This is a genomic window from Xanthomonas sp. F1, assembly GCF_014199855.1.
This window is the reverse complement of the sequence record NZ_JACHOK010000002.1, coordinates 296,423-316,754: the sequence shown is the minus strand read 5'-3', so window position 1 is coordinate 316,754 and position 20,332 is coordinate 296,423. Positions and strand designations below refer to the sequence as shown.

At 68.7% G+C, this 20,332-nt stretch carries 21 protein-coding genes; 13 read left to right on the top strand and 8 right to left on the bottom strand.

The genetic code is table 11. From position 1 onward, the window contains the following. The first annotated feature begins 69 nt into the window (after positions 1-69). The 8 genes from GGR71_RS06070 to GGR71_RS06035 all read left to right on the top strand — a co-directional run bounded on the left by GGR71_RS06070 (position 70) and on the right by GGR71_RS06035 (position 6,045). The gene (locus tag GGR71_RS06070) at positions 70-1,026 is read left to right on the top strand and encodes a cation diffusion facilitator family transporter (protein ID WP_160963122.1); all 957 of its coding nucleotides are present in this window, start codon (positions 70-72) and stop codon (positions 1,024-1,026) included. Positions 1,027-1,151: 125 nt separating this feature from the next. After that, on the top strand, positions 1,152-1,622 hold the full coding sequence (locus GGR71_RS06065; RefSeq protein ID WP_017908237.1) for an FKBP-type peptidyl-prolyl cis-trans isomerase: 471 nt from the start codon (positions 1,152-1,154) through the stop codon (positions 1,620-1,622). Positions 1,623-1,743: 121 nt separating this feature from the next. Next, positions 1,744-3,102, top strand: a complete 1,359-nt coding sequence (locus GGR71_RS06060) for an Hsp70 family protein (RefSeq protein WP_160963120.1) — start codon at positions 1,744-1,746, stop codon at positions 3,100-3,102. 326 nt (positions 3,103-3,428) lie between these two features. Next, the gene (locus tag GGR71_RS06055; protein ID WP_160963118.1) at positions 3,429-3,755 is read left to right on the top strand and encodes a YkgJ family cysteine cluster protein; all 327 of its coding nucleotides are present in this window, start codon (positions 3,429-3,431) and stop codon (positions 3,753-3,755) included. Between the two features lie 16 nt (positions 3,756-3,771). Then, positions 3,772-3,972, top strand: coding sequence for a hypothetical protein (locus GGR71_RS06050; RefSeq protein ID WP_048490976.1), 201 nt, complete (start codon positions 3,772-3,774; stop codon positions 3,970-3,972). A gap of 232 nt (positions 3,973-4,204) precedes the next feature. Next, a complete protein-coding gene (locus tag GGR71_RS06045; protein WP_160963116.1) occupies positions 4,205-4,999 on the top strand; it encodes an EAL domain-containing protein in 795 nt (264 codons plus the stop codon). A 94-nt stretch (positions 5,000-5,093) separates the two neighbouring features. Further along, the gene (locus tag GGR71_RS06040) at positions 5,094-5,672 is read left to right on the top strand and encodes a mechanosensitive ion channel domain-containing protein (RefSeq protein ID WP_160963114.1); all 579 of its coding nucleotides are present in this window, start codon (positions 5,094-5,096) and stop codon (positions 5,670-5,672) included. Positions 5,673-5,781: 109 nt separating this feature from the next. After that, positions 5,782-6,045 carry a DUF2789 domain-containing protein gene (locus GGR71_RS06035; protein WP_048490973.1) on the top strand — a complete coding sequence of 88 codons (264 nt, stop codon included), beginning with the start codon at positions 5,782-5,784 and terminating at the stop codon, positions 6,043-6,045. Between the two features lie 3 nt (positions 6,046-6,048). Here GGR71_RS06035 and GGR71_RS06030 read toward each other — a convergent pair whose 3' ends face one another. The 3 genes from GGR71_RS06030 to GGR71_RS06020 all read right to left on the bottom strand — a co-directional run bounded on the left by GGR71_RS06030 (position 6,049) and on the right by GGR71_RS06020 (position 8,045). Beyond that, complete coding sequence (locus tag GGR71_RS06030; RefSeq protein ID WP_048490972.1) at positions 6,049-6,315, bottom strand: DksA/TraR family C4-type zinc finger protein; 267 nt, start codon at positions 6,313-6,315, stop codon at positions 6,049-6,051. Positions 6,316-6,421: 106 nt separating this feature from the next. Continuing rightward, positions 6,422-7,435: a hypothetical protein gene (locus GGR71_RS06025; RefSeq protein ID WP_160963112.1), complete on the bottom strand. Its 1,014-nt coding sequence runs from the start codon at positions 7,433-7,435 to the stop codon at positions 6,422-6,424. Between the two features lie 76 nt (positions 7,436-7,511). Beyond that, the gene (locus GGR71_RS06020; protein WP_160963110.1) at positions 7,512-8,045 is read right to left on the bottom strand and encodes a DUF2058 domain-containing protein; all 534 of its coding nucleotides are present in this window, start codon (positions 8,043-8,045) and stop codon (positions 7,512-7,514) included. 109 nt (positions 8,046-8,154) lie between these two features. On the opposite strand from GGR71_RS06020, the gene GGR71_RS06015 reads away from it, so the two are divergent. Both GGR71_RS06015 and GGR71_RS06010 read left to right on the top strand, forming a co-directional pair. Next, the gene (locus GGR71_RS06015) at positions 8,155-8,661 is read left to right on the top strand and encodes a YgjP-like metallopeptidase domain-containing protein (protein WP_048490970.1); all 507 of its coding nucleotides are present in this window, start codon (positions 8,155-8,157) and stop codon (positions 8,659-8,661) included. A 71-nt stretch (positions 8,662-8,732) separates the two neighbouring features. After that, positions 8,733-9,443, top strand: a complete 711-nt coding sequence (locus tag GGR71_RS06010) for an rRNA pseudouridine synthase (protein ID WP_160963108.1) — start codon at positions 8,733-8,735, stop codon at positions 9,441-9,443. A 94-nt stretch (positions 9,444-9,537) separates the two neighbouring features. Here GGR71_RS06010 and GGR71_RS06005 read toward each other — a convergent pair whose 3' ends face one another. Further along, positions 9,538-10,344, bottom strand: coding sequence for an SGNH/GDSL hydrolase family protein (locus GGR71_RS06005; protein WP_160963106.1), 807 nt, complete (start codon positions 10,342-10,344; stop codon positions 9,538-9,540). 506 nt (positions 10,345-10,850) lie between these two features. Between GGR71_RS06005 and GGR71_RS06000 the strand changes: the two genes are divergently transcribed. Continuing rightward, the gene (locus GGR71_RS06000) at positions 10,851-12,452 is read left to right on the top strand and encodes an outer membrane protein assembly factor BamB family protein (RefSeq protein ID WP_160963140.1); all 1,602 of its coding nucleotides are present in this window, start codon (positions 10,851-10,853) and stop codon (positions 12,450-12,452) included. A gap of 241 nt (positions 12,453-12,693) precedes the next feature. Here GGR71_RS06000 and GGR71_RS05995 read toward each other — a convergent pair whose 3' ends face one another. Next, on the bottom strand, positions 12,694-15,606 hold the full coding sequence (locus GGR71_RS05995; RefSeq protein ID WP_160963104.1) for a TonB-dependent receptor domain-containing protein: 2,913 nt from the start codon (positions 15,604-15,606) through the stop codon (positions 12,694-12,696). Between the two features lie 731 nt (positions 15,607-16,337). On the opposite strand from GGR71_RS05995, the gene GGR71_RS05990 reads away from it, so the two are divergent. Both GGR71_RS05990 and GGR71_RS05985 read left to right on the top strand, forming a co-directional pair. Beyond that, positions 16,338-17,738 carry a trypsin-like serine peptidase gene (locus GGR71_RS05990; protein ID WP_160963102.1) on the top strand — a complete coding sequence of 467 codons (1,401 nt, stop codon included), beginning with the start codon at positions 16,338-16,340 and terminating at the stop codon, positions 17,736-17,738. 135 nt (positions 17,739-17,873) lie between these two features. Beyond that, positions 17,874-18,041 (top strand): hypothetical protein, encoded by a 168-nt coding sequence (locus GGR71_RS05985; RefSeq protein WP_184451731.1) that lies wholly within the window; start codon positions 17,874-17,876, stop codon positions 18,039-18,041. A gap of 104 nt (positions 18,042-18,145) precedes the next feature. Here GGR71_RS05985 and GGR71_RS05980 read toward each other — a convergent pair whose 3' ends face one another. From GGR71_RS05980 to GGR71_RS05970, 3 genes are all read right to left on the bottom strand, one after another. Next, positions 18,146-18,319 carry a DUF1328 family protein gene (locus GGR71_RS05980; RefSeq protein ID WP_048490964.1) on the bottom strand — a complete coding sequence of 58 codons (174 nt, stop codon included), beginning with the start codon at positions 18,317-18,319 and terminating at the stop codon, positions 18,146-18,148. Positions 18,320-18,482: 163 nt separating this feature from the next. After that, positions 18,483-19,058, bottom strand: a complete 576-nt coding sequence (locus GGR71_RS05975; protein WP_160963100.1) for a glycoside hydrolase family 108 protein — start codon at positions 19,056-19,058, stop codon at positions 18,483-18,485. 122 nt (positions 19,059-19,180) lie between these two features. Beyond that, complete coding sequence (locus GGR71_RS05970; RefSeq protein ID WP_160963098.1) at positions 19,181-20,152, bottom strand: lipase family protein; 972 nt, start codon at positions 20,150-20,152, stop codon at positions 19,181-19,183. Between the last annotated feature and the right edge of the window lie 180 nt (positions 20,153-20,332).

Here is a 20,332-nt window from a genome sequence, read left to right as displayed (position 1 = left end):
ACGGCGACGACGGCGAGCCGCCTATTGTAGCCGCCCGCCCCGTGCCGCCGTGCCAGCCGCAGGAATCTCATGTCCGCTTCGTCCGGGTCGCGCCTCGCGATCTACGCCGCGCTCGCCGGCAATCTGGCCATCGCCATCGCCAAGTTCGTCGCCGCGGCACTCTCGGGCAGTTCGGCGATGCTCAGCGAAGGCGTGCATTCGCTGGTGGACACGGTCAACGAGCTGTTGCTGCTGTACGGCCTGCGCCGTGCCGCGCGCCCGGCCGACGCCACCCATCCGTTCGGCCACGGGCGCGAGCTGTACTTCTGGAGTTTCATCGTCGCCCTGCTGGTGTTCGCGCTCGGCGCCGGCGTGTCGCTGTACGAGGGCATCGCCCACATCCGCGATCCGCAGCCGGCCAGCGACCACACCCTCAACTACATCGTGCTGGGGCTGTCGCTGCTGTTCGAGGGCGCCTCGTGGTGGATCTCGCTGCGCGAGTTCCGCGCGCGCAAGGGCCGCCTGAGCTACGTACAGGCGTTCCGCGAGAGCAAGGACCCGAGCCTGTTCACCGTGCTGGTGGAAGACAGCGCGGCGTTGATCGGCCTGTTGATCGCGCTGGCCGGGCTGCTCGCCGCGCAGTGGCTGGACATGCCGGAACTGGACGGCGTCGCCTCCATCGGCATCGCCGCGGTGCTGGCCTGCTCGGCGTTCGTGCTGGCACGCGAGACCAAGGGCCTGCTGATCGGCGAGCCGGCGGCGCGCCCGCTCGGCGACGCGCTGCGGCGCATCGCCGCCGCTGATCCGGACGTGCGCGCGGTCAACGGCGTGCTCAGCGTGCAGATGGGGCCGGACCAGGTGGTCGCTGCGCTCAGCGCCGAGTTCGAGGACCAGCGCAGCACCGCGCAGATCGAAGCGTGCATCGAACGCATCGAGGCCGCCGCGCGCGCCGAGTACCCGGAACTGCAGGCGCTGTTCGTCAAGCCGCAGACCCCGGAGACCTGGCTGGCCCGGCGCACCGCGCTGCGCCAGCCGCCGGCGCCCTGAATGGCGGCGCGCCAGCGCGACTTGCGGCCCTGCGCCGCTTTTCGTTAGGGTAGCCGGGTAGCACCCCTCTCATCGCGCTGTGACTGTGCCGGCGTATCCCCCTTACTCACTGAACGAGGTTTCCCATGGAGATCGCCAACGGGCTTGTCGCCACCATCCACTACACCCTCACCGACGACGCCGGTGAAGTGATCGACCAGTCCTCGCCGGACAATCCGCTGAGCTACCTGCACGGCGCCGGCAACATCGTGCCGGGCCTGGAGAAGGCGTTGACCGGCAAGCGCACCGGCGAGTCGGTCACCGCCGACGTGATTCCGGCCGAAGGCTACGGCCCGCGTCACGAGCAGTTGGTGCAGCAGGTGCCGCGCGGTTCGTTCCCGGATGCCGGGTCGCTGGCTCCTGGCATGCAGTTCCAGGCGCAGACCGACCAGGGTCCGCTGCTGGTCACGGTCACCGAGGTCGGCGAAGAACTGGTGACCATCGACGGCAACCACCCGCTGGCCGGGCAGGTGCTGCATTTCGCGGTGGAAGTGGCCGGCGTGCGCGAGGCCACCGAGCAGGAAAAGAATCAGGGCCACGCCGGCGCCGCACTGTAAGCGGCCCGGTTTCCTGTTCCGACGAGGCCCGCCGATGCGGGCCTCGTGCGTTCCGGGCGGCGCTTGCGTCGCGCCGCGGCTTGCCCCACAGTGCGCGGCCCTTCCGCCGCCCGGCCCCGTCATGCGCCTCGGTATCGACTTCGGCACCAGCAATTCCGCCGCCGCCGCGGTGATCGACGGCCGTGTGGTGCCGATCGATTTCGGCGCGCAACAGCAATTCCGCACCACGGTGTACTTCCCCGAGGTGATGCGCGACCCGGCCGAATTCGACCTGACCCCGGCGATGGAACGGCAGGTGGACGAGCTGATCGAATCCGGCCGCCGCGATGCGCTCGCCGCCGGGCGCGAACGCAGCCCCGAGGCGTTGCGCCGCGATGCGATCCGGGTGGTGCGCCGGCAGTGGATGGAAGCGCAGATGCGCGAACCGCGCAGTTCCGCGGCGCTGCTGCAGAACGCCGTCTACGGCGATGACGCGCTGGACGCCTACTTCGTCGAGGGCGAAGGCAACCTCGTGCAGAGCCCCAAATCGATGCTGGGCTACAACCTGCATCCGCGCGCGCGCCAGACCATCACTGGCATCGCCGCGCACATCCTCGAACACATCCGTTTGACCGCCTCGCAGCAATTGGGCATGCAGGTGCGCCGCGCGCTGCTCGGCCGTCCGGTGCAGTTCCGCAGCTCGATCGGCGAGGCCGGCAACGCGCAGGCGCTGGAGATCCTGCACAGCGCCGCGATCACCGCCGGCTTCGACGACGTCGCCTTCCTGGAGGAACCGGCCGCCGCGGCGATGCACTACCACGCGGTCAGCCGCGAGCGCCACGCCGCGGTGGTGGTGGACATCGGCGGCGGCACCACCGACATCGCCCACGCCAGCGTCGGCGGCGACGCCGCACCGCAGGTGCACCGCGCCTGGGGCATCCCGCGCGGCGGCACCGACATCGACCTGGCGCTGAGCCTGGCCGGGTTCATGCCGCAGTTCGGCCGCGGCATCACCCGCGTGCCTTCGCACCACTACGTCGAAGCGGCGATGGTGCAGGACACCACCCGCCAGCGCGATTTCCGCCAGCACCGCTACGACGCCGTGCCGGCCCCGTACGAGGCGCGCCTGCAGGCGCTGCAGGAACCCGGCAACACCGCGCGCCTGTACCGTGCGGTGGAGCGCAGCAAGATCCGCCTCAGCGATGCCGAGCGGCATGCCGAGACCCTGGACTACATCGAGGCGGGGCTGCAGGTGCAGGTGCAGGCCGAGGAACTGGTGCAGGCCGCACGCAGTTACCTGGAGGCGCTGCAGGAGCTGCTGGCGCAGGTGCGCCAGGACATCGGCGGCGATCCGGCCGCGGTGTTCCTGACCGGCGGCATGTCGCGCGCCGGCTACCTGCAGCGCCTGGTCGCCGCGGCCTTCCCGCAGGCGCGCCTGGTCCACGGCGACCCCTCGTTCGGCGTGGTGCAGGGCCTGGCGCTGGCCGCCGCGCAGGATTAGCGCAGCACGGGCAGCCCAGGCGCCGGTGCCACGCACCCGCCTGGCCGCTCCAGGCCGGCGCAGCGGCTGCGGCCAGCATTGTTCATGCAGCGGGCGCGCGACTGGCGTAGCATGGGTGCACACTTCAGCGTCACGTCGCTACGCGCGTCTCGTCCGGCCGTTCCTGGCGCCCGACTCGCTTCCTTCTCGCGCCAACCTCCGTCCTTCGCAGGCCGGATCCTTCGGAGCGCCATGTCCCCCGCCCCTGCCACGCTCCAGCTCGAGCGCCTGGCGTCGCCGCTTCAGCCACCTCGCCGGCCGACAGGTCCGGATCGCGGCGGCGACGCATGAGCGAAAGCGCGCGGGACGCGACCGACTCCGGCATCGCCTGCGACCGCTGCGACGCGATCTGCTGCCGCCTGACCGTGCTGGTGATGCCGGACGACCACGTCCCCGAACATCTCACCGAGTACACCCGCGAAGGCCTGCACGTGATGGCGCGCGACGAGGACGGCTGGTGCGTGGCGGTGGACGGCGCACGCATGTGCTGTTCGATCTATGCGCAGCGCCCGGCGGTCTGCCGCAAGTTCGCGATGGCCGGCCCGTACTGCCGCGAGATCCGCCGCACCCACCACGAGCAACTGACCCGTGGCATTCCCCTGACGATGTACTGACTGCAGGAGTTCCAGCATGGCACGACCCACCGGCAACACCGCTTCGCCCAACGCCAGGAACGCACGCGGCGCCAGCGCCGCCGACAAGGCGCAAAAGGGCCTCAGCCGCGAGCGCATCGAGGCCGACCTGGCCGCCTTCCACCAGGCCGGCGGCCGCGTCGAGGTGCTCGGCACCACCCGCGTGCTGAAGAAGGTCGACGTCGCCGACGCGGGCTGACGCCCGCCGCGGCTTCCCGCGCGGCCAGCGCGGGCGCCCGCGGCACGCAACCACGCGTGCCCTGCGCCGACGCGGCGCCGGGCGCAACGTCGGCGCTTCGAGTTGGGTTCGGGCAGCCGCACCGACCATGCCCATTACGGCGTCCTCGGGGTGCCAGCGCCGGCCCTGAAGCGCGGCGCCGTCTTCACAGCGAAAGCGCATACTGCGATCTCGTCCACGGTCTCGCCTCGGCATGCTCCTGCGCTCCCTGTCCGCCGAACTCGGCCAGCCCGCCTGCGGCAACTGTCGCGATGGCGAGCCGCTGGATTTCGCCGTGCGCATGGCGTTCCAGCCGATCGTCGATGCGGTCACCCGCTCGATCTACGCCTACGAGGCGCTGGTGCGCGGCGAGGACGGCAGCGGCGCGGCGGCGGTGCTGGCGCGGGTACGCCCGCAGCAGTTGTATCGCTTCGACCAGACCTGCCGGGTGCAGGCCATCGCCACCGCCGCGCAGCTGGGCCTGCGCACGCGCCTGTCGATCAACTTCATTCCCAATGCGGTGTACGAGCCGGCGACCTGCATCCGCCTGACCCTGAAGGCGGCCGAGCACTTCGGCGTGCCCACCGGCGACCTGATCTTCGAAATGAGCGAATCCGAACGCGTCGCCGACCTGCCCAAGGTCGTGCGCATCCTGCGCGACTACGCGCAGCGCGGCTTCCTCACCGCGATCGACGACTTCGGCGCCGGCCACTCCGGCCTGAACCTGCTCGCCGATTTCCAGCCGCACCTGATCAAGCTGGACATGGCGCTGATCCGCGGCATCGACGATAGCGTCGCGCGCCGCCACATCGTCGGCGGCATCGTCGCGATGGCCGCGCCACTGGGCTGCCGCATCCTCGCCGAGGGCGTGGAGACGCCCGCCGAGTACCACGCACTGCGCGCGCTGGGCATCGATCTCTACCAGGGCTATCTGTTCGCCAGGCCGGCGCTGGAGGCGCTGCCGGAGATCGCCCAGACGCAATGGGACGCGCTGGAGCACGCGGGCTGAGCGATGCGCTGCCGCAGCACGCGGCATCAGCGCGACTTGCCCACAGCGGCCACGCTTGCGACCATCGCATTCCCCCTGCGTTTTCCGATGTGCGATGCCCCCGCTCCATACCCTGCTGCCGCCATGGACGCACCGCTGGCTCGACGTGATCGTGCCCGGCGCGCAGATCGTGCTGATCGTGCTTGGCGCGTGGTTGCTGCGGACCTTGCTGCGGCGGCTGATCCGGCGCCTGGGCGAGCACCATGCGCTGCCGCCGGAACTGGTGCTGATGGCACGTCGCGGCAGCGGCTTCGTGATCTACGCCGCGGCGCTGCTGCTGATCCTGGACCGCTTCGGCGTGTCCGGCACGGTGCTGTGGACCGCCTTCACCGGCTTCGCCGCGGTCGCGGCGGTGGCGTTCTTCGCCGCCTGGAGCGTGTTGTCCAACATCTTCTGCACACTGCTGATCTTCACCACGCGTCCGTTCCGCCTGCACGACCACATCGAGCTGCTGGAGAACGGCGAGAAACCCGGCCTGAAGGGCCAGGTGATCGACATCAACCTGATCTACACCACGCTGCGCGAGGAACGCGACGGCGACGGCGAGAGCGTGCTGCAGATCCCCAACAGCCTGTTCTTCCAGCGCAGCACGCGCCGCTGGCGCGGTCACCCGGTTCCATCCGGACTGGGTTGAGCGCCGCCACGCGTCCCACGCCGATGCTGACGCCATGCACATGGCACAGCCGCTATGGTCGACGCCAGCCGCCTCGTGCGGCGCTCCTCTCTTCCAGACCAGGTACTGCATGGAACCCGTCATTCCCCCGTTCGCCGATCTCTTCGCCCAGCTCGGCCTGCCCAACAGCGAAAGCGAGATCCGCCAGTTCATCGCCCGGCACGCACCACTGCCCGATGCCATGCGCCTGGAAGAAGCACCGTTCTGGACCCCGGCGCAGGCGCAGCTGCTGCGCGAGGAACGCCTGGAAGACGCCGACTGGGCGATCGTGGTCGATCAGCTCAACATCGCGCTGCACGCAAAGCCAGCGCTGGATACCGATCGCGCCGGCTGAGCCTCAACGCAGCTGGCTGTCCTTGCTGCCGCGGCGGTTGTAGCCGCTGTGCTCGTGTTGCGCGCGGTCCTGCGCCTCCTGGCAGGCCACGCACAGACGCACGCCCGGCACCGCCTTGCGCCGCGCTTCGGGGATCGGCGCGTCGCAATCTTCGCAGTGGCTCAATCCAGGGCCTTGCGGCAACTGGCTGCGCGCCCGCTTGATCGCATCTTCCACGGTCGCATCGATCTGGTCCTGCACCGCGCCGTCGCCGGCCCACCCAGTGGCCATGGTCGTCTCCCAATGGTGGCTACGTCCCGATGATGCGGCCTCGCCCGGTCATTGCAATGCACGCGCACGTCACATTCGCCTGCGCCTTCAGATCGGCCGGCCGCCACTACTCCCGTACCGGCATCGGAAGATGGCCGTCGTAGCCGCTGTCGCGCAGGATCCGCTCGGGATCGCGCAACGTCAGCAGCGTATCCAGCGCCGCGCGTTTGTCGGCCTGCCGCAGGTAATAGGCCAACAGCACGCGCTGCCCGATCCAGTAGCCCAGTTCCGCCGGCCGGTCTGGTGGCGCACTGCCGTTGTTCCAGAACCAGCGCAGCGCGGCCTGCTGGCCCAGCGCATCCGGCTCCGTATGCGCCGGCCAGTGCTCCAGCAGGATCTGCCGATCGCAGCGGAACTGCCGCCATAGCCGGGCTTCACGCGCCATCGCCCAGGCGTTGTCGGTACCGCCCGGATCGACGCCGGTGACCAACGCGGCGACGAAGTTGGCGGCGCCTTCGCGCAACGCCCACACCAGCAGATCGCGCCGCGCCGGGTCGTCCTCGGCCAGCGGAGCCTGCAGCGCGTGCAGGGTCTCGTGCGCGAACAGATGCCGCAGACGCGCACGAAATGCCTCCGGCTGGTCGATGCCGGCGCAGGCGCTTTCCAGGCCGATCACCTGCGCGCGTGCATCGGCGCTGCCGGCCGAGTTGCCCGCGCCGAACAGCGCCACCACCGGTGGCAGGCGCAGCTGCGGCCACAGGCCGGCGTACGCCAGGTAGATCGCGCGCAGGTCGGCGTCGGCGCGGCGCGCCTGGGGCAGGCAGACCGCGATCGCATGCCGGTACTTGCCGGGATCGGCGGCGATCGCGCGCGCCAGGTGTTCGGCATCGACGATCCGGTCCGGCGTGAAGACCGCCACGCCGATGCCGCCGGGCGCCAGATAGGCGTCCTGCAACTGGCGCGCGCTCGGCCGGCCGTCGGCCGCCTGAAACACCCGCACGAAACGCGCGGCGTCGTCGGTGTCCACGCGCGCGGTCAGCGGATCCACGGCGGGCTGGGCGCATGCCGCGTTCGCCGTCGCCGCGAGCGCCAGCAACCACGACAGGTACCGCACGCACGGCCATGCATGACAGCGGTTCATCGGCACTCCTCCCTCTGGAAAACGGCAGGCAACGGGTCGCGCATCGGCGGTCCGCGGCCTGCGGGTTCGCCCCCTGCTACCAGATCAGGTCGTCCGGCACCTGGAACTGGCTGTAGTACGGATCGTCCTCGCCGCTGGCCGGCGTCGCCGCCAGCGCATCGAACACGATGGCCTGCGGATCGCGGGCGACGATCTTTTCCACGATCGCACGCGGCACCGGCACGTAGCCGGCATCCAGCCGCGCGATCACCACGCTGCCGGCGATCAGTTGCGCGCGCAAGGCCGCATCCACCCGCAGCCGCTGGATCTTGCCGGCATCGGTGAAGTGGTAGTCGATCTCGCCGTCGGCCTTGAGCTTGTGGCTCTCGACCAGTTGCCGTGCCTGCACGCGCTGCTCCTGCGCGCGGGCCTGCGCGTTGCGCTCGGCCGACAGCGCACGATCGCGCTCCACCCGCTCCTGCCGCAGCCGCTCGCTCTCGAGCTGCTCGGCGCGGGGCGGCGGCGGGGTCTTGCCCTGGCGCGCCTTGGCCTGCTCGCGCGCGACCTGCGCCACCTGGCTCTTCTTCACCAGGCCGGCCTTGAGCAATTGCTCCTGCAGGGGATTGCGCATCGGAAGCGTCCACGGACTCGGAATCGGGAGGCGCATGATACCCGCAGCGCCCGTATCCGCCCGCGAAAGCCGCCACCGCGGACGGCACGTGGCACGCTAAGGTAGCGGCATGGACACCCTGCGCTATCTCGTCGGCTACCCGCCCCAGGTCCTGGACCAGGTGCGCGAGTTGATCGCGCGCCAGCGCCTGGGCGACTGGCTGCGCAGCCGCTACCCCGAGGCCAATGCGGTGCGCACCGATCGTCAGCTGTACGACTACACGCAGGCGCTGAAGGACCGCTGCATGCGCAGCGCCGAGCCGCTGCACAAGGTGATCTACGACAACCGCCTGCAGGCGGTGAAGCACGCGCTGGGCACCCACACCACGGTGTCACGGGTGCAGGGCGGCAAGCTCAAGGCCAGCCGCGAGATCCGCATCGCCGGCGTGTTCCGCGATGCGCCGGCGGCGTTCCTGCCGATGATCGTCGCCCACGAACTGGCACACCTGAAGGAAAGCGCGCACAACAAGGCCTTCTACCAGTTGTGCGCGCACATGGTGCCGGACTACCACCGGCTGGAATTCGACCTGCGCCTGTACCTGACGCAGTTGGAGCTGGTCGGCGGCGCCGACCGCTGAGGCGGCGCCGCGCGTGGCAGCGCAGCGGCGGCAGCACGTACACTGCGCTGCCCTGATCGCCGAGCGTTTCGATGTCCGCCCCCACTCGCCTCGACAAATACGTGGCCGCCATGCTGCCGTGCTCGCGCAGCGAAGCGCAGCAATACATCGAGGGCGGCTGGGTCAGCGTGGACGGCGTGGTGGTCGAGGAGCCGCAAGCCGCGGTGACCACGCAGCAGGTGACCCTCGCCGCCGACGCGGAACTGGGCGCGGTCGAACCGGCCACCCTGCTGCTGCACAAGCCGGCCGGCCTGGAGCTCGACGCGGCGCTGGCGCTGGTCAGGCCGGACACGCGCAGCGCCCTGGACACGAGCGAGGTGCGCGTCCTGAAACGCCACTTCCTGCGTCTGAACGCGCCGCTGGCGTTGGAGCCGGCGGCCAGCGGCCTGCTGGTGCTGAGTCAGGACGGCCGCGTGCTGCGCCGCCTGACCGAGGACGCGAGTGCGATCGAACAGGAATTCGTGGTCGAAGTGCGCGGCGAATTGCGCCCCTACGGCATGCTTCGGCTGGCGCATGGCCTGGTCTACCAGCAACGCAGCCTGCCGCCGTGCAAGGTCAGTTGGCAGAACGAGGACCGCCTGCGCTTTGCGATCAAGCATGTGCAGCCCGGCCAGTTGCAGGCCATGTGCGCCGAGGTGGGACTGGAGGCGATCAGCCTGCGCCGCCTGCGCATCGGTCGGATCCCACTGGGCAAGCTGGCGCCGGGCGAGTGGCGTTATCTGCCGAGCGGCGAGCGGTTCTGAGGTTGCGAGCGCTCGACGACCATCTTTAGCGGCGCCCGTACCCTCACCCCAACCCCTCTCCCGGGGGGAGAGGGGCTAGAGCGCGCGCGGTGGCTCAGGGCTGCGCCAGCGCGCGCTGGATCGCCTGCTCGGCCAGCGGCGCCATCACCGCATAGCCGGCGTTGTTGGGGTGCACGCCATCGATGGCCACGGTCTTGTCCATGCCGCCATCGCGGTTGCTCAGCTTGCTGTAGTAGTCCAGGTACACCGCGCCGTGCTGCTGCGCGTACTGCTGCATCCAGGCATTGAGCGCACGCACCTTCTGCGCCGGCTGCAGGCCCGGCCGCCACGGATAGTCGGTGACCGGCAGCACCGAGGCCAGCACCACCTTGATGTGGTGGGCCTGGGCCAGCTCGGTCATCGAACGCAGGTTGTCCTCGATCATCTCCAGCGTGGACAGGCCGGTGTTGCCGGCCAGATCGTTGGTGCCGGCCAGGATCACCACCACCGCCGGTTTCAGCTCGATCACGTCCTGGCGAAAGCGCACCAGCATCTGCGCGGTGGTCTGCCCGGAAATGCCGCGGTTGACGTAGGCCGACTTGCCGGGGAAGAACGTGGTGCCTTCGCGACGGCCCCAGGCATCGGTGATGGAGTCGCCGTAGAACACCACGCGCGGTGCGTCCGCGGCCGGCGCAGGCAGCGCGGCATTGTCGGCGCGATAGCGCTGCAATTGCGCCCAGTCCAGCAGGCGCTGCTGCATGGCCTTCACTTCGTCGGACTTGAGCGTGTCCGGCGCCCGCGTGTACAGCGCATCGACCTTGCCCTCCAGCGCCGCGGTGGACGCGGGCGTCGCCGCCTGCGCGGCGCCGGCGGCAGTGGCGCACAGCGCGATGGCGAGGGACAACAGCGAGAGACAGTTCATCGAGGCATTCCTTGTGCGGACAACGGTGATCGCACAGTGTAACCAACCGCTCGCGTCGCCCCTGCGGCGTTGCCGGAGCGGTGCCGACATCGCCTGCTTCGCACCGCGATTCAGCCAGCGCTCACGCCACGGATCCTGCGCGCAGCATCGATCCCGCATATCGCTACGCGCCAGCGAGGCATGCGTCGCAGCACCCGCTGGATGCGCAGCAACACACTGCTGCGACGGCGATCGCAGCGACCCTCGGCGTGCGTCACGCACATGCCGGCACGATGACCGGGCGATGCCACAGCCATCGTTTCTTGCTATCGCCGCAACCTTTTGCGAACGCCCTAACTTTTTCGTAAGTACATGACACAAAAGGATTTCCACTTCTAGGATGGCCGCGGACGTGACGGGGGGATCCTCACTCCCAAGCCCGAAGGACATCCATGAAAACGCGTGATGCACACCAGAACCACTCCCGCCTGCGGCTGGCGTTGATTCCCGGCTTGATGTTCAGCGCAATGGCGATGGCGCAGTCCGCAGGCACCGCAGCGGCGACCACCGACACCACCGCTGCCAGCGCGCAATGGCGCAGCACCTTCTCCGGCGGCACGCCGTTCGCCACGCACAGCCTCTGGGACAGCGCCGGCGGCGGCTTCCTCAACACCCGCTTCGCGCCCGGCGAATGGCAGATCACCCCGTTCAACGCGGCGCGCCTGAAGACCGCGTGGACCTTCACCACGCAAGGCGACGTCTCGGCCACGCCGACCGTGCAGGGCACCGCGCTGTACGTACCGGACTGGGGCGGCCAGCTGTATCGCATCGACACCGACCTGGGCAAGGCGGTGTGGCAGGTGAAGCTGGCCGACTACACCGGCATCGCCGGTTCGCTGTCGCGCAACAGCCCGGCGATCGCGCGCGACAGCGTGCTGGTCGGCGACCAGGCCAGCGGCACGGTGCTGGCGATCGACAAGGCCACCGGCAAGCTGCTGTGGAAGACTCTGGTCGAGTCCAACCCGCAAGCGCGCATCACCGCCTCGCCGGTGATTTACGGCGACCGCGTCTACGTCGGCGTGTCCTCCGGCGACTGGGGCGGCCTGACGCCGGGCTACAAGTACTCCTTCCGCGGCAGCGTCGCCGCGCTGGACCTGAAGACCGGCAAGCTGCTGTGGAGCTTCCGCACCACGCCGGAGGGCTACACCGGTGCGTCGGTGTGGGGCACGCTGGCGATCGATCCGCTGCGCCAGCGCGTCTACGCCACCACCGGCAACAACTACTCGGTGCCGACCGAGGTGGCCAGCTGCGTCAAGAACGCCAACGGCGACAAGACCGCGCAACTGGCGTGCATGGCGCCGGACAACTACGTCGATTCGGTGCTGGCGCTGGACATGCGCAGCGGCAAGCCGGTGTGGACGCGCCGCCTGCAGGGCGCCGACGCCTGGTCGCTGTCGTGCCTGGTGGCGCCGACCAACGGCCTGTGCCAGGACCCGCAGGGGCCGGACTACGACTTCAGCGGCGGTGGCGCCAACCTGTTCACGGCGATCCGCAACGGCAAGCCGCAGGCGCTGGTCGGCGCCGGCCAGAAGAGCGGCGTCTACTGGGCATTCGATGCCGACACCGGGCAGACCGTGTGGTCGACGCAGGTCGGCCCGGGCGGTACCGCCGGCGGCATCGAATGGGGTTCGTCGGTGGATCCGTTCTCCGCGCGCGTGTACGTGGCGATCAACAACAACGAGCATAAGCCGTACACGCTGGCGCCGGGCAACACCGAGACCTGGAACGCCGGCTCCTGGGCCGCGCTGGATGCGACCAGCGGCAAGATCCTCTGGCAGGTCAAGGTGCCGGGTACCGACCCGGTGCAGACAGCGTTCGGCGCCGGTGGCCGCGGCCCGCTCGCGTCGTCGCCGGGCTTGGTCTATGCCGGCTCGATGTCCGGCGCGATGACCGTGCTCGATGCCAAGACCGGCGCCACGCTGTGGAGCTTCGACGCCGGCGGCTCGGTGTCCAGCGCACCGGCGATCGTCGATGGTGCGGTGTACTGGGGCGCGGGCTACAGCCGCTTCAACTTCGGCACCGGGGTCAACAAGCTGTACAAGTTCGTGCCGTCGAACCGGCGCCGCTGAGCGCACACGGCATCGTCTCTGTGGTGGCATCGCCTCTCCTGCGCAAGCGGGAGAGGCTTTGTTGCTTCGTGCTAGAGCGCATCGCCTCGCGAAACGCCAGCCTCTGGCGAGAATCACCCGACGTCCGGACGCTTCGCACGGCACGCGTTGCGATGAGAGATAGCACGACGCAACGCCAGACCCCTGAAAACCCAGGCGGGTTCCGTTTCTCGCGGAACCCGCCGGCCTATCAGCCGATCGCTCAGTCGAACGTGTAGTCCAGCGTCAGGAACATTTCCCGGCCGTTGTATTCGCTCGCGGTCTGCCCGGTGGTGACGAACTCGAAGCCGCCGGCGTAGTAAGGAATCGCGCCGACCTTGTCGAAGATGTTCGACACGGCGAGCTTTGCGTGCAGATCCGGGGTGATCTGCAGGCCGACCGAGCCGTTCCAGGTGATCCAGGCCGGCGCATGGCCCCGATAGGTGGTGTCCTGCACGGTGACTTGGTTGCCGTCCTGGGTGACCTGGCAGACACCGGTGGAGACCGTCTCGCCGCCATTGGCCACCGTGACCATGCCGGGCTGGATGCCGTTGGGCAGCACGTCGCAGCCGGCGTAGTTGGGAGCGCGCATGCGGCCGTTGCGCACGCCGGAGATCGACACGTTCCAGCGGCCCTTGGTCCAGTCGGCGATCCAGGTCATGCGGCTGGCCACGTTCTGGTAGCGGGTGTTCTGCAACGGATCGGACGCCAGCACGCGCTGCTTGTACGACAGGTTGTTGGTGTAGTTGATGCCGGCGCGGAAGTCGCCGTAGCCGTCGGTGTGGAACTTGTAGTCCAGCGTCGCGTCGACGCCGGCCACGTACAGCGAGGCTTCGTTGATCGGGCCCGATTGCACCGAGACGATCTGGCCGTTGGCGTCGCGCTTCACCATCTGGGTGACCATCTGGCAGTACTCCGATCCCGCCACGTGCGCCGTGTACGGCGACAGGCCCGAGGTGCCGTTCGGCTTCAGGCCGGTCAGGCAGCCTGCCTCGTCGGCGAGCACGGTGTCCTGGCCGAGGTACTGGATGGCGTTGTCCACGCCCATGTTCCAGTAGTCGGCCGACACCGACAGCCCCTGCACGCCCGGCACCTGCCAGACGAAACCGTAGGTCCAGGAGTGTCCCGTCTGCGGCAGCAGCAGGCGGCTGCCGTTGGTGTAGAGCGTGTAGTACTGCGACCCGGGGCGCTGCACGCTGTTGCACCAGGTGTTGTTGTTCTGCCCGGCCTTGATCGCGTTCACGCACTGCAGCGGATCGGCATAGAAGCCCACCGGCGAGGTCGAACCGGTCAGGTAGATGGCCTGCATGTCCGGCGCCTTGAAGTTGGTGCCGTAGCTGCCGCGCAGCAGCAGGCCGTCGTACGGACGCCACTCCAGGCCCGAACCCCAGGTGCGGGCGATGTCGGCACGGCTGGCGTCGTTGTACTTGTCCAGGCGACCGGAGAGCGTCCAGGTCACCGACTCCAGCACCGGCACGCGGAACTCCGTGCCCAGCGAGAAACGCTGGCGGGTGCCGGCACCGGTGAGATAGGCACCGAACGGGTTCTGGAACGTGGACGGATCCGCCGCGCGTGGATCGGGCGATAGCTTGAAGCCGTTGTGCGCGGCTTCGAGCACCGCGGCCCAGCCTACCGACCGATCGGCCCAGGGCAGCTTGAACAGGTCGCCGTTGACGCGCAGCTGCGCCTGGTCGAGCCAGGACGACGCCGTGTTCACGCCGGTCACCGCGAACTGGTCGTACTGCTGCGGCGTGATCGGGTTCCAGAACTGCTGCCAGTTGAACGCGTAGATCGGCAGGCCGTTCGCGGTGCTGCCCTGCTGCTGGCCAAGGAAGAAGGTGTTGGTGGCCTGCGCGTTGTAGCCGGTGAACTCCTCGCGGACGATGTACTTCTGCGTGTTGAGGTTGAGGTCCCAGTTGAAGCGACCATCGAACACGGTGCCGCGCAGGCCCGCCTGCAGGTTCCAGTTGAGTTCGCGGTCGTAGGTATTGGCGCTGACGCCGATCTCTTTCTGGGTGAGCTGGCGGATCACCTGGTTGACCGTCTGCCCAGTGGTCTGGTCGTAGAACGGACCGGCACTGAACACATTGAGCTGCGTGTTGGAGATGCCCACGGTCTGGTACAGCGCGGCCGAGCCATAGAACTGCAGGCCGTTCTGGAAGTCGTACTCGCCCGACAGATAACCGTTATTGCTGCGGCTGCCCGGGGTCAGCACCCAGTTCTGGAACAGCGCCGGCTGCGCGCAGTAGAAACCGTTGTCGGTGACGCCGGTGACCTGGGTGCCGTTGGTGGTCACCGAGTGCGACTGGGCCAGGCGCGAGTTGGTGAACTTGTCGCAGGTGCCGGCGGGCGGGGTGATGTAGCGGCCGTTGGCGTCGGTGGCCGACAGCGCGATCGCGCCGGCGGCGTCGTACTGATAGCCGAACATGCGCGAGGCCGGTCCCCATGCGCCGTAGCCCGCATCGGCCACGGAATCCTGGTAGGGCCGGTCCATGCCCCACAGCGCGCTGCGGTTGGAGTGCTCCAGGTTGTAGGTCACGTGCCAGTTGCTGCCCGCACGGCCGCCGAAGTAGTTGATGTCGCCGTAGTCGCGGCCACCGCGCGTCGCGCCGCCCGCGGTGACCTGCAGCTGGTCGCCCTGGTAGTTCTTCTTCAGGATCACGTTCACCACGCCGGCGACCGCGTCCGAGCCGTAGATCGACGAGGCGCCGGAAGCGAGCACTTCGATGTGATCGATCATCCCGGTGGGGATGTTGTTGAAGTTCTGGAAGTTGCTCTGCTTGTTGAGCGGCTGCGGGTAGTCGACCACGCGATGGCCGTCGATCATCAGCAGGCTGAAACCGGGGCCGAGCCCGCGCAGGTTCACCGAGCGCGCGTTGACCGAACTGGAACCCCACGACGCCGGGTCGGACACCTGCTGGCCCACCTGCGGCAGCGAGTCGAGGAATTCCCACAGCGTGGTGTAGCCCTGCTTCTTGATCTCCTCGCCGGTGATGGTGACCACCGGTGCGGGGCCTTCGACCTCCACGCGCGGGATCATCGAGCCGGTGACCGTCACCGCCTTGAGGTCGACCGGCTTGTCGGCCTTGCCGGCGCCACTGGGTGGAGCCGCGCTGTCGGGCGCGGATTGCGCCATGAGAGAAGGCGCCCACAGCGCGAGCGCAACGGAACTGGCGATGAGTCCACGCCGGAAAGCGGTTCTATTCACTGGTCTCCCCCCACAGGAGCGATCGATGTTCGAAGTGATGCCGAGCCCGCCCGATTCCCCTGACCTTGCGCGGGCCATCCGCAAGGCGGTGCATACACGAACGAAAAGTTCATATATGTAACGCCAGCGTTATAGGCTGAATTTGAATCGATGCAAGCTGCATCGCAGCACGCCACGGTTCGATTTAAGTAATTGAATCTACTGAAATTTGTCGGAAAGATTAGAGAAAGGTCGCTACCGGTCCGCGGCTGCCTGACCCCACACCGTCAGCAGGTTCGTCAGGCGGGAATCGGGTACCTGCGACGTGGGCGCGCCAGGTGGCTGCAAGGCAGCGATATCGCCCGGCGAACGCGTGTCGCGTCGATCCGCCCCGCGTCGCAAGGCCGCCACTGTGGCTTTTCCGGATGCAGAGGGACAGGATCCACAGCCACTTGCGACACATGCCGAAACGCGTCGACTTATCGGCAGCGCCGCGCGCTTCTTTCGCGCCATCACACGCAATGTGAGCAGCTGTCTACGAATCCGGCCTCCTGAGCGTGACGCCTGGCACGCAATCGTCGTGGCGTCGCCCGTAGCCTCGGCAGGCACTCTGAACTCGAGTGCAATGGCATCCGGTCCCCTGCCGGATGGTCTCGTCCCTCTTCACAGAAGGAAGATCGATGAATCGCAAGCACGCGTTGTATGTGGCGTTGCTCGCCGGCATTGCCGGCATGTCCCCCGTCGCCATGGCTGCCATTCCCCCAGCAGCCGAGATGGACTCCGCCCCGGTCGAAGCACGCCCGGATGCCGCCGCGCTCGGTGGCGCGGAACTGCGCAGCCTTCCCCCGGGCAGCGCGCACGCACCGCGCCTGATCGAATTGGCCGCGCCCGACAGCAGCAAGGCCGCAGCGATGAAGCAGGCGCGCGGACAACAGGTCAAGAACGGCCAGCCTCTGCAGATCGGTTTCTCCCGCGACGTCGCCAAGCCCGACATCAACCTGCGCCGCCTACGCTGGCAGACCCTGCCAAACGGCGCGCAGGTCACCAGCTTCGAAATCGTCTCGACCAATGCGCAGGCGTTGCGCGCGGCGCTGCAGCTCAGTGGCAGCGGCGCCCAGCCCGGCGATCCGCGCAAGGCGACGCTGCGCTTCGCTGGCGAGGACGGCCGCGTGTTCCAGCAGAGCGGCGCCGATTTCACCGGCAGCCAGCCCGGCTGGTCGGCGGTGATCGCCGGCGCACGCATGGTGGTGGAGATCGAATTGCCGGCGGGTCAGTATCCGCAGGGCTTCGCGCTGAAGATCCCGCAGCTCTCGCACCTGGACATCAGCCCGGTCGCCAGCGACACGATGATGCGGCCGATGATCGGCGAGAGCGACTCGTGCGAGCGCGACATCGTCTGCCGCGCCAATCCGACCTCCGGCTTCACCTCGGCGGCCAAGTCGGTGGCACGCATGACCTTCACCACCAGCGGCGGCACCTACCTGTGCACCGGCACCCTGCTCAACAACAGCAACTCGCCGAAGAAGGCGCTGTTCTGGACCGCGGCGCACTGCATCAGCACCCAGACCGTGGCCAACACGCTGCAGACCTACTGGTTCTACGATGCCACCACCTGCGGCGGCTCCACGGTCAATTCCAACTACACCACGCTCGGTGGCGGCGCCTACCTGCGCCACGCCAACACCACCCGCGACACTTCGCTGCTTGAGCTCAAGAGCGCTCCGCCCAGCGGCGCGTTCTATGCGGGCTGGAGCAGCTCGGCGATCGGCTCGACCGGCACCGCGATCGAAGGCATCCACCACCCCGCCGGCGACGTGAAGAAGTATTCGCTGGGCAAGGTCACCGCGCTGTCCACCTCCACCGACGGCAAGTCGCCGCTGTACCGCGTGCAGTGGAGCACCGGCGTCACCGAAGGCGGCTCCTCCGGCTCCGGCCTGTTCACCGTCAGCAGCAACGGCACCTACCAGTTGCGCGGTGGCCTGTATGGCGGCACCTCGTACTGCAGCGCGCCGAGCGATCCGGACTACTACTCGCGCTTTGCCGACGTGTATTCGTCGATCCAGCAGTATCTGAGCCCGTAAGCCAAGGTCCGGGAGGGCCGTACTCCCGCACCTGCGCCTAGGACAGGCCGTCTCACACGGGCGGCCTGTCCGTTTCGCACGCCGATGGCGCACACCGGCTACACTCGACGCACTCCCCTTACCGGCAGATGCGCATTGGCCAAGCCCAACTACTCCTTCGAAAAGCGTCAGCGCGAGCTGGCCAAGAAGAAACAGCAGGAAGAAAAAGAGGCACGCAAGCGCGAGGCGCGCGCCGCAGCGGCCAAGCCTGCCTCCGACGACAGCGCGGCAACGAACGACGCGGACACCGCCAACGACGCCTAGGCCGTCGGCGGCACAGCAGGCTCCTTGCGGTCACGGTAGAGCTTGCGCCCACGGACCCAGTCGCGCGAGGCACCCGCGTCGACGCGACACGCCCGGCGGTGCGCTCAGCTGACCTTCTTGGCCAGCATCGTGCCCAGCACGAACAGCAGCAGGGCGATGGCCAGGCCGGCCCAGAACAGGAACTTGGCGACGCCCATCGCCGCGCCCGCCACGCCGCTGAAGCCGAGCGCGCCGGCGATGAGTCCGATGATGGCGATGATGATGGCCCACTTGATCATGATGCGGTCTTCCCGAAACGAGGACAGGCGCACGCCATGACGGCATGCGATGGCGCCGCACACGGCCGACGCTCGCCGGGCAGACTAGCCAGCGCCGCATGCGCACGCGGTGAAACGCAGATGCACGCGCCGTGCACGTACGCCGCGGCGCAGGGCCGATCGCTCAGGCGATGCCGGTCTGCGTCGGCGCCGACGCATCGGCCGGCAGGCTCGCCGGGAACCATTCGGCGCGGCGCAGCCAGCCGGCCAGGAACTCGGCATCGACCGGACGCTCCGCCACCAGGCGCTGGTAGTAGTCGATGCGTTGCTGCCGGTACAGCGCGTAGACCTGCGCCGCATCGGCGCTGGCCAGGGCCGCCAGCGTCGCTGGCCCCATCTCGCCATCGACCGCCAATCCGCTCGCGCCCAACTGCTGCAGGACGCGCTGCAGCAGCGAGATGGCGACATCGCCGGCATTGACGTAGAAATCGAACACGAGCTCGGCCAACGTCTGCGAGGCGATCTGATCGGCGCCGATCCTGTCCCAGGATTCGTGCTGGTAGATCGTCGCGGCCTGTTGCACGGTCAATGCGCGCAGGTTTTGCAGCGTGGGCGCTTCGCCCAGCAGCGCTTGCGCGCAGCGCTGGAAGGTGGCCAGGGTGATGCCGTAGTTGGTGGCGCCGCCCGGATCGTTGGGGTCATCGACGAAGCCGCCCTCGAACCGCAGCAGCTGTGGGAGATACAGATCGAACGATGCCATGGCGACCTCCTTGGGAACGATGTGCACCGGCAGGATGACACCAGCGGCGACGCCGCGCAGTGCTCCGGGGCATGACGCTGCACCGGCGCGGCCGCGGCACGCTGCCCCGGCCGCGCGGGCCTTCATGGCGCGGCCACTGGCGGCGCCGCTGCGCCCTCCGGAAAGCCCAGCGCCTGCTCGGCCGCACGCGCGGTCAACGCCATGTCCGCCCAGGCCGGATGCGGCGTGGTGGGCGGGATCTGGCTGCGCATCAGCCGCTGCGGATCGGTCTGGTCGGCGAAGGTGCCGCTCCAGGCCTGCGGCGTTTGCCATAGCGCATGCTGCAGCACCACCTGCATGTTGGCGATGGAGTGCCGCGGCAGCAGATGCGGGAACCAGGCGCCATTGACGTCGTAGGCGGTCCGGAACGCCTGACCCACCGGCGCATAGCCGAAGGTGGACGGCGGCAGCGACGGCACGTAGTCCCAGTAGTTGTAGCAGCGCGTGCTGTCGGCTGCGGCGATATGCGCCACATAGGCCTGTTGCCAACTCGCGTCGCCGACCATCGGGCTGCAGAAGTTGATGTTGCGGCTGGGCAACGCCGGCCGGCTCAGCGCCAGGTCCAGCGAGAACAACTGGCTCAGCGCGCCGCCCAGGCTATGTCCGGTGACATAGACCTGGGTCGGCGCGAAGTGCTCCAGCAGCGCGAACAACTGCTCGCGCATCGAAGCACGCATGGCGCCGCCCCTGGCGTTGTAGATGCCGTAGAACCCGGCCGACACCTGCGGCATCGGCGTGACGGGACCGGCGCTGGGCACGAAGGCGGTGGTGGAGAAGTCCAGGTCCTCGTAGATGTCCAGGTCCGAATCGGTGCCGCGGAACGCGAACAGATAGGTACCGGCGGCGACGGTGGACCGGAACAGCAGGCCGAACAGCTCCTCGCTGCCGCCCACCGGATCGCCGTCCCAGCCGGACCAGCGGGCGACCAGGCGATAGTCGGACGGCGCCGAGACCGGCTTGCCTTCGTAGGCCGCGTAGGCGGCGATGCTGGCGGCGGCCATCGCCAGGGTCAGTTGCGGCGGCAACAGCGGTTGCGTCGCGGGAATCGCACTCATCGTTGAACGTCCTGTCAGACGGTGCGGCATGCGCCGCCAAGGGTCGGCACACGCCTTCCCTGCGGAACCGTGTTCCGTCCGCCACGCGTCCACGTCCATCGGGCGATGGACGCAGCAGGGCGAGGCGTATCGCTTGATAGCACTGCCGATCGCGGTAATGCTTCGATGCGCATCGCAGCG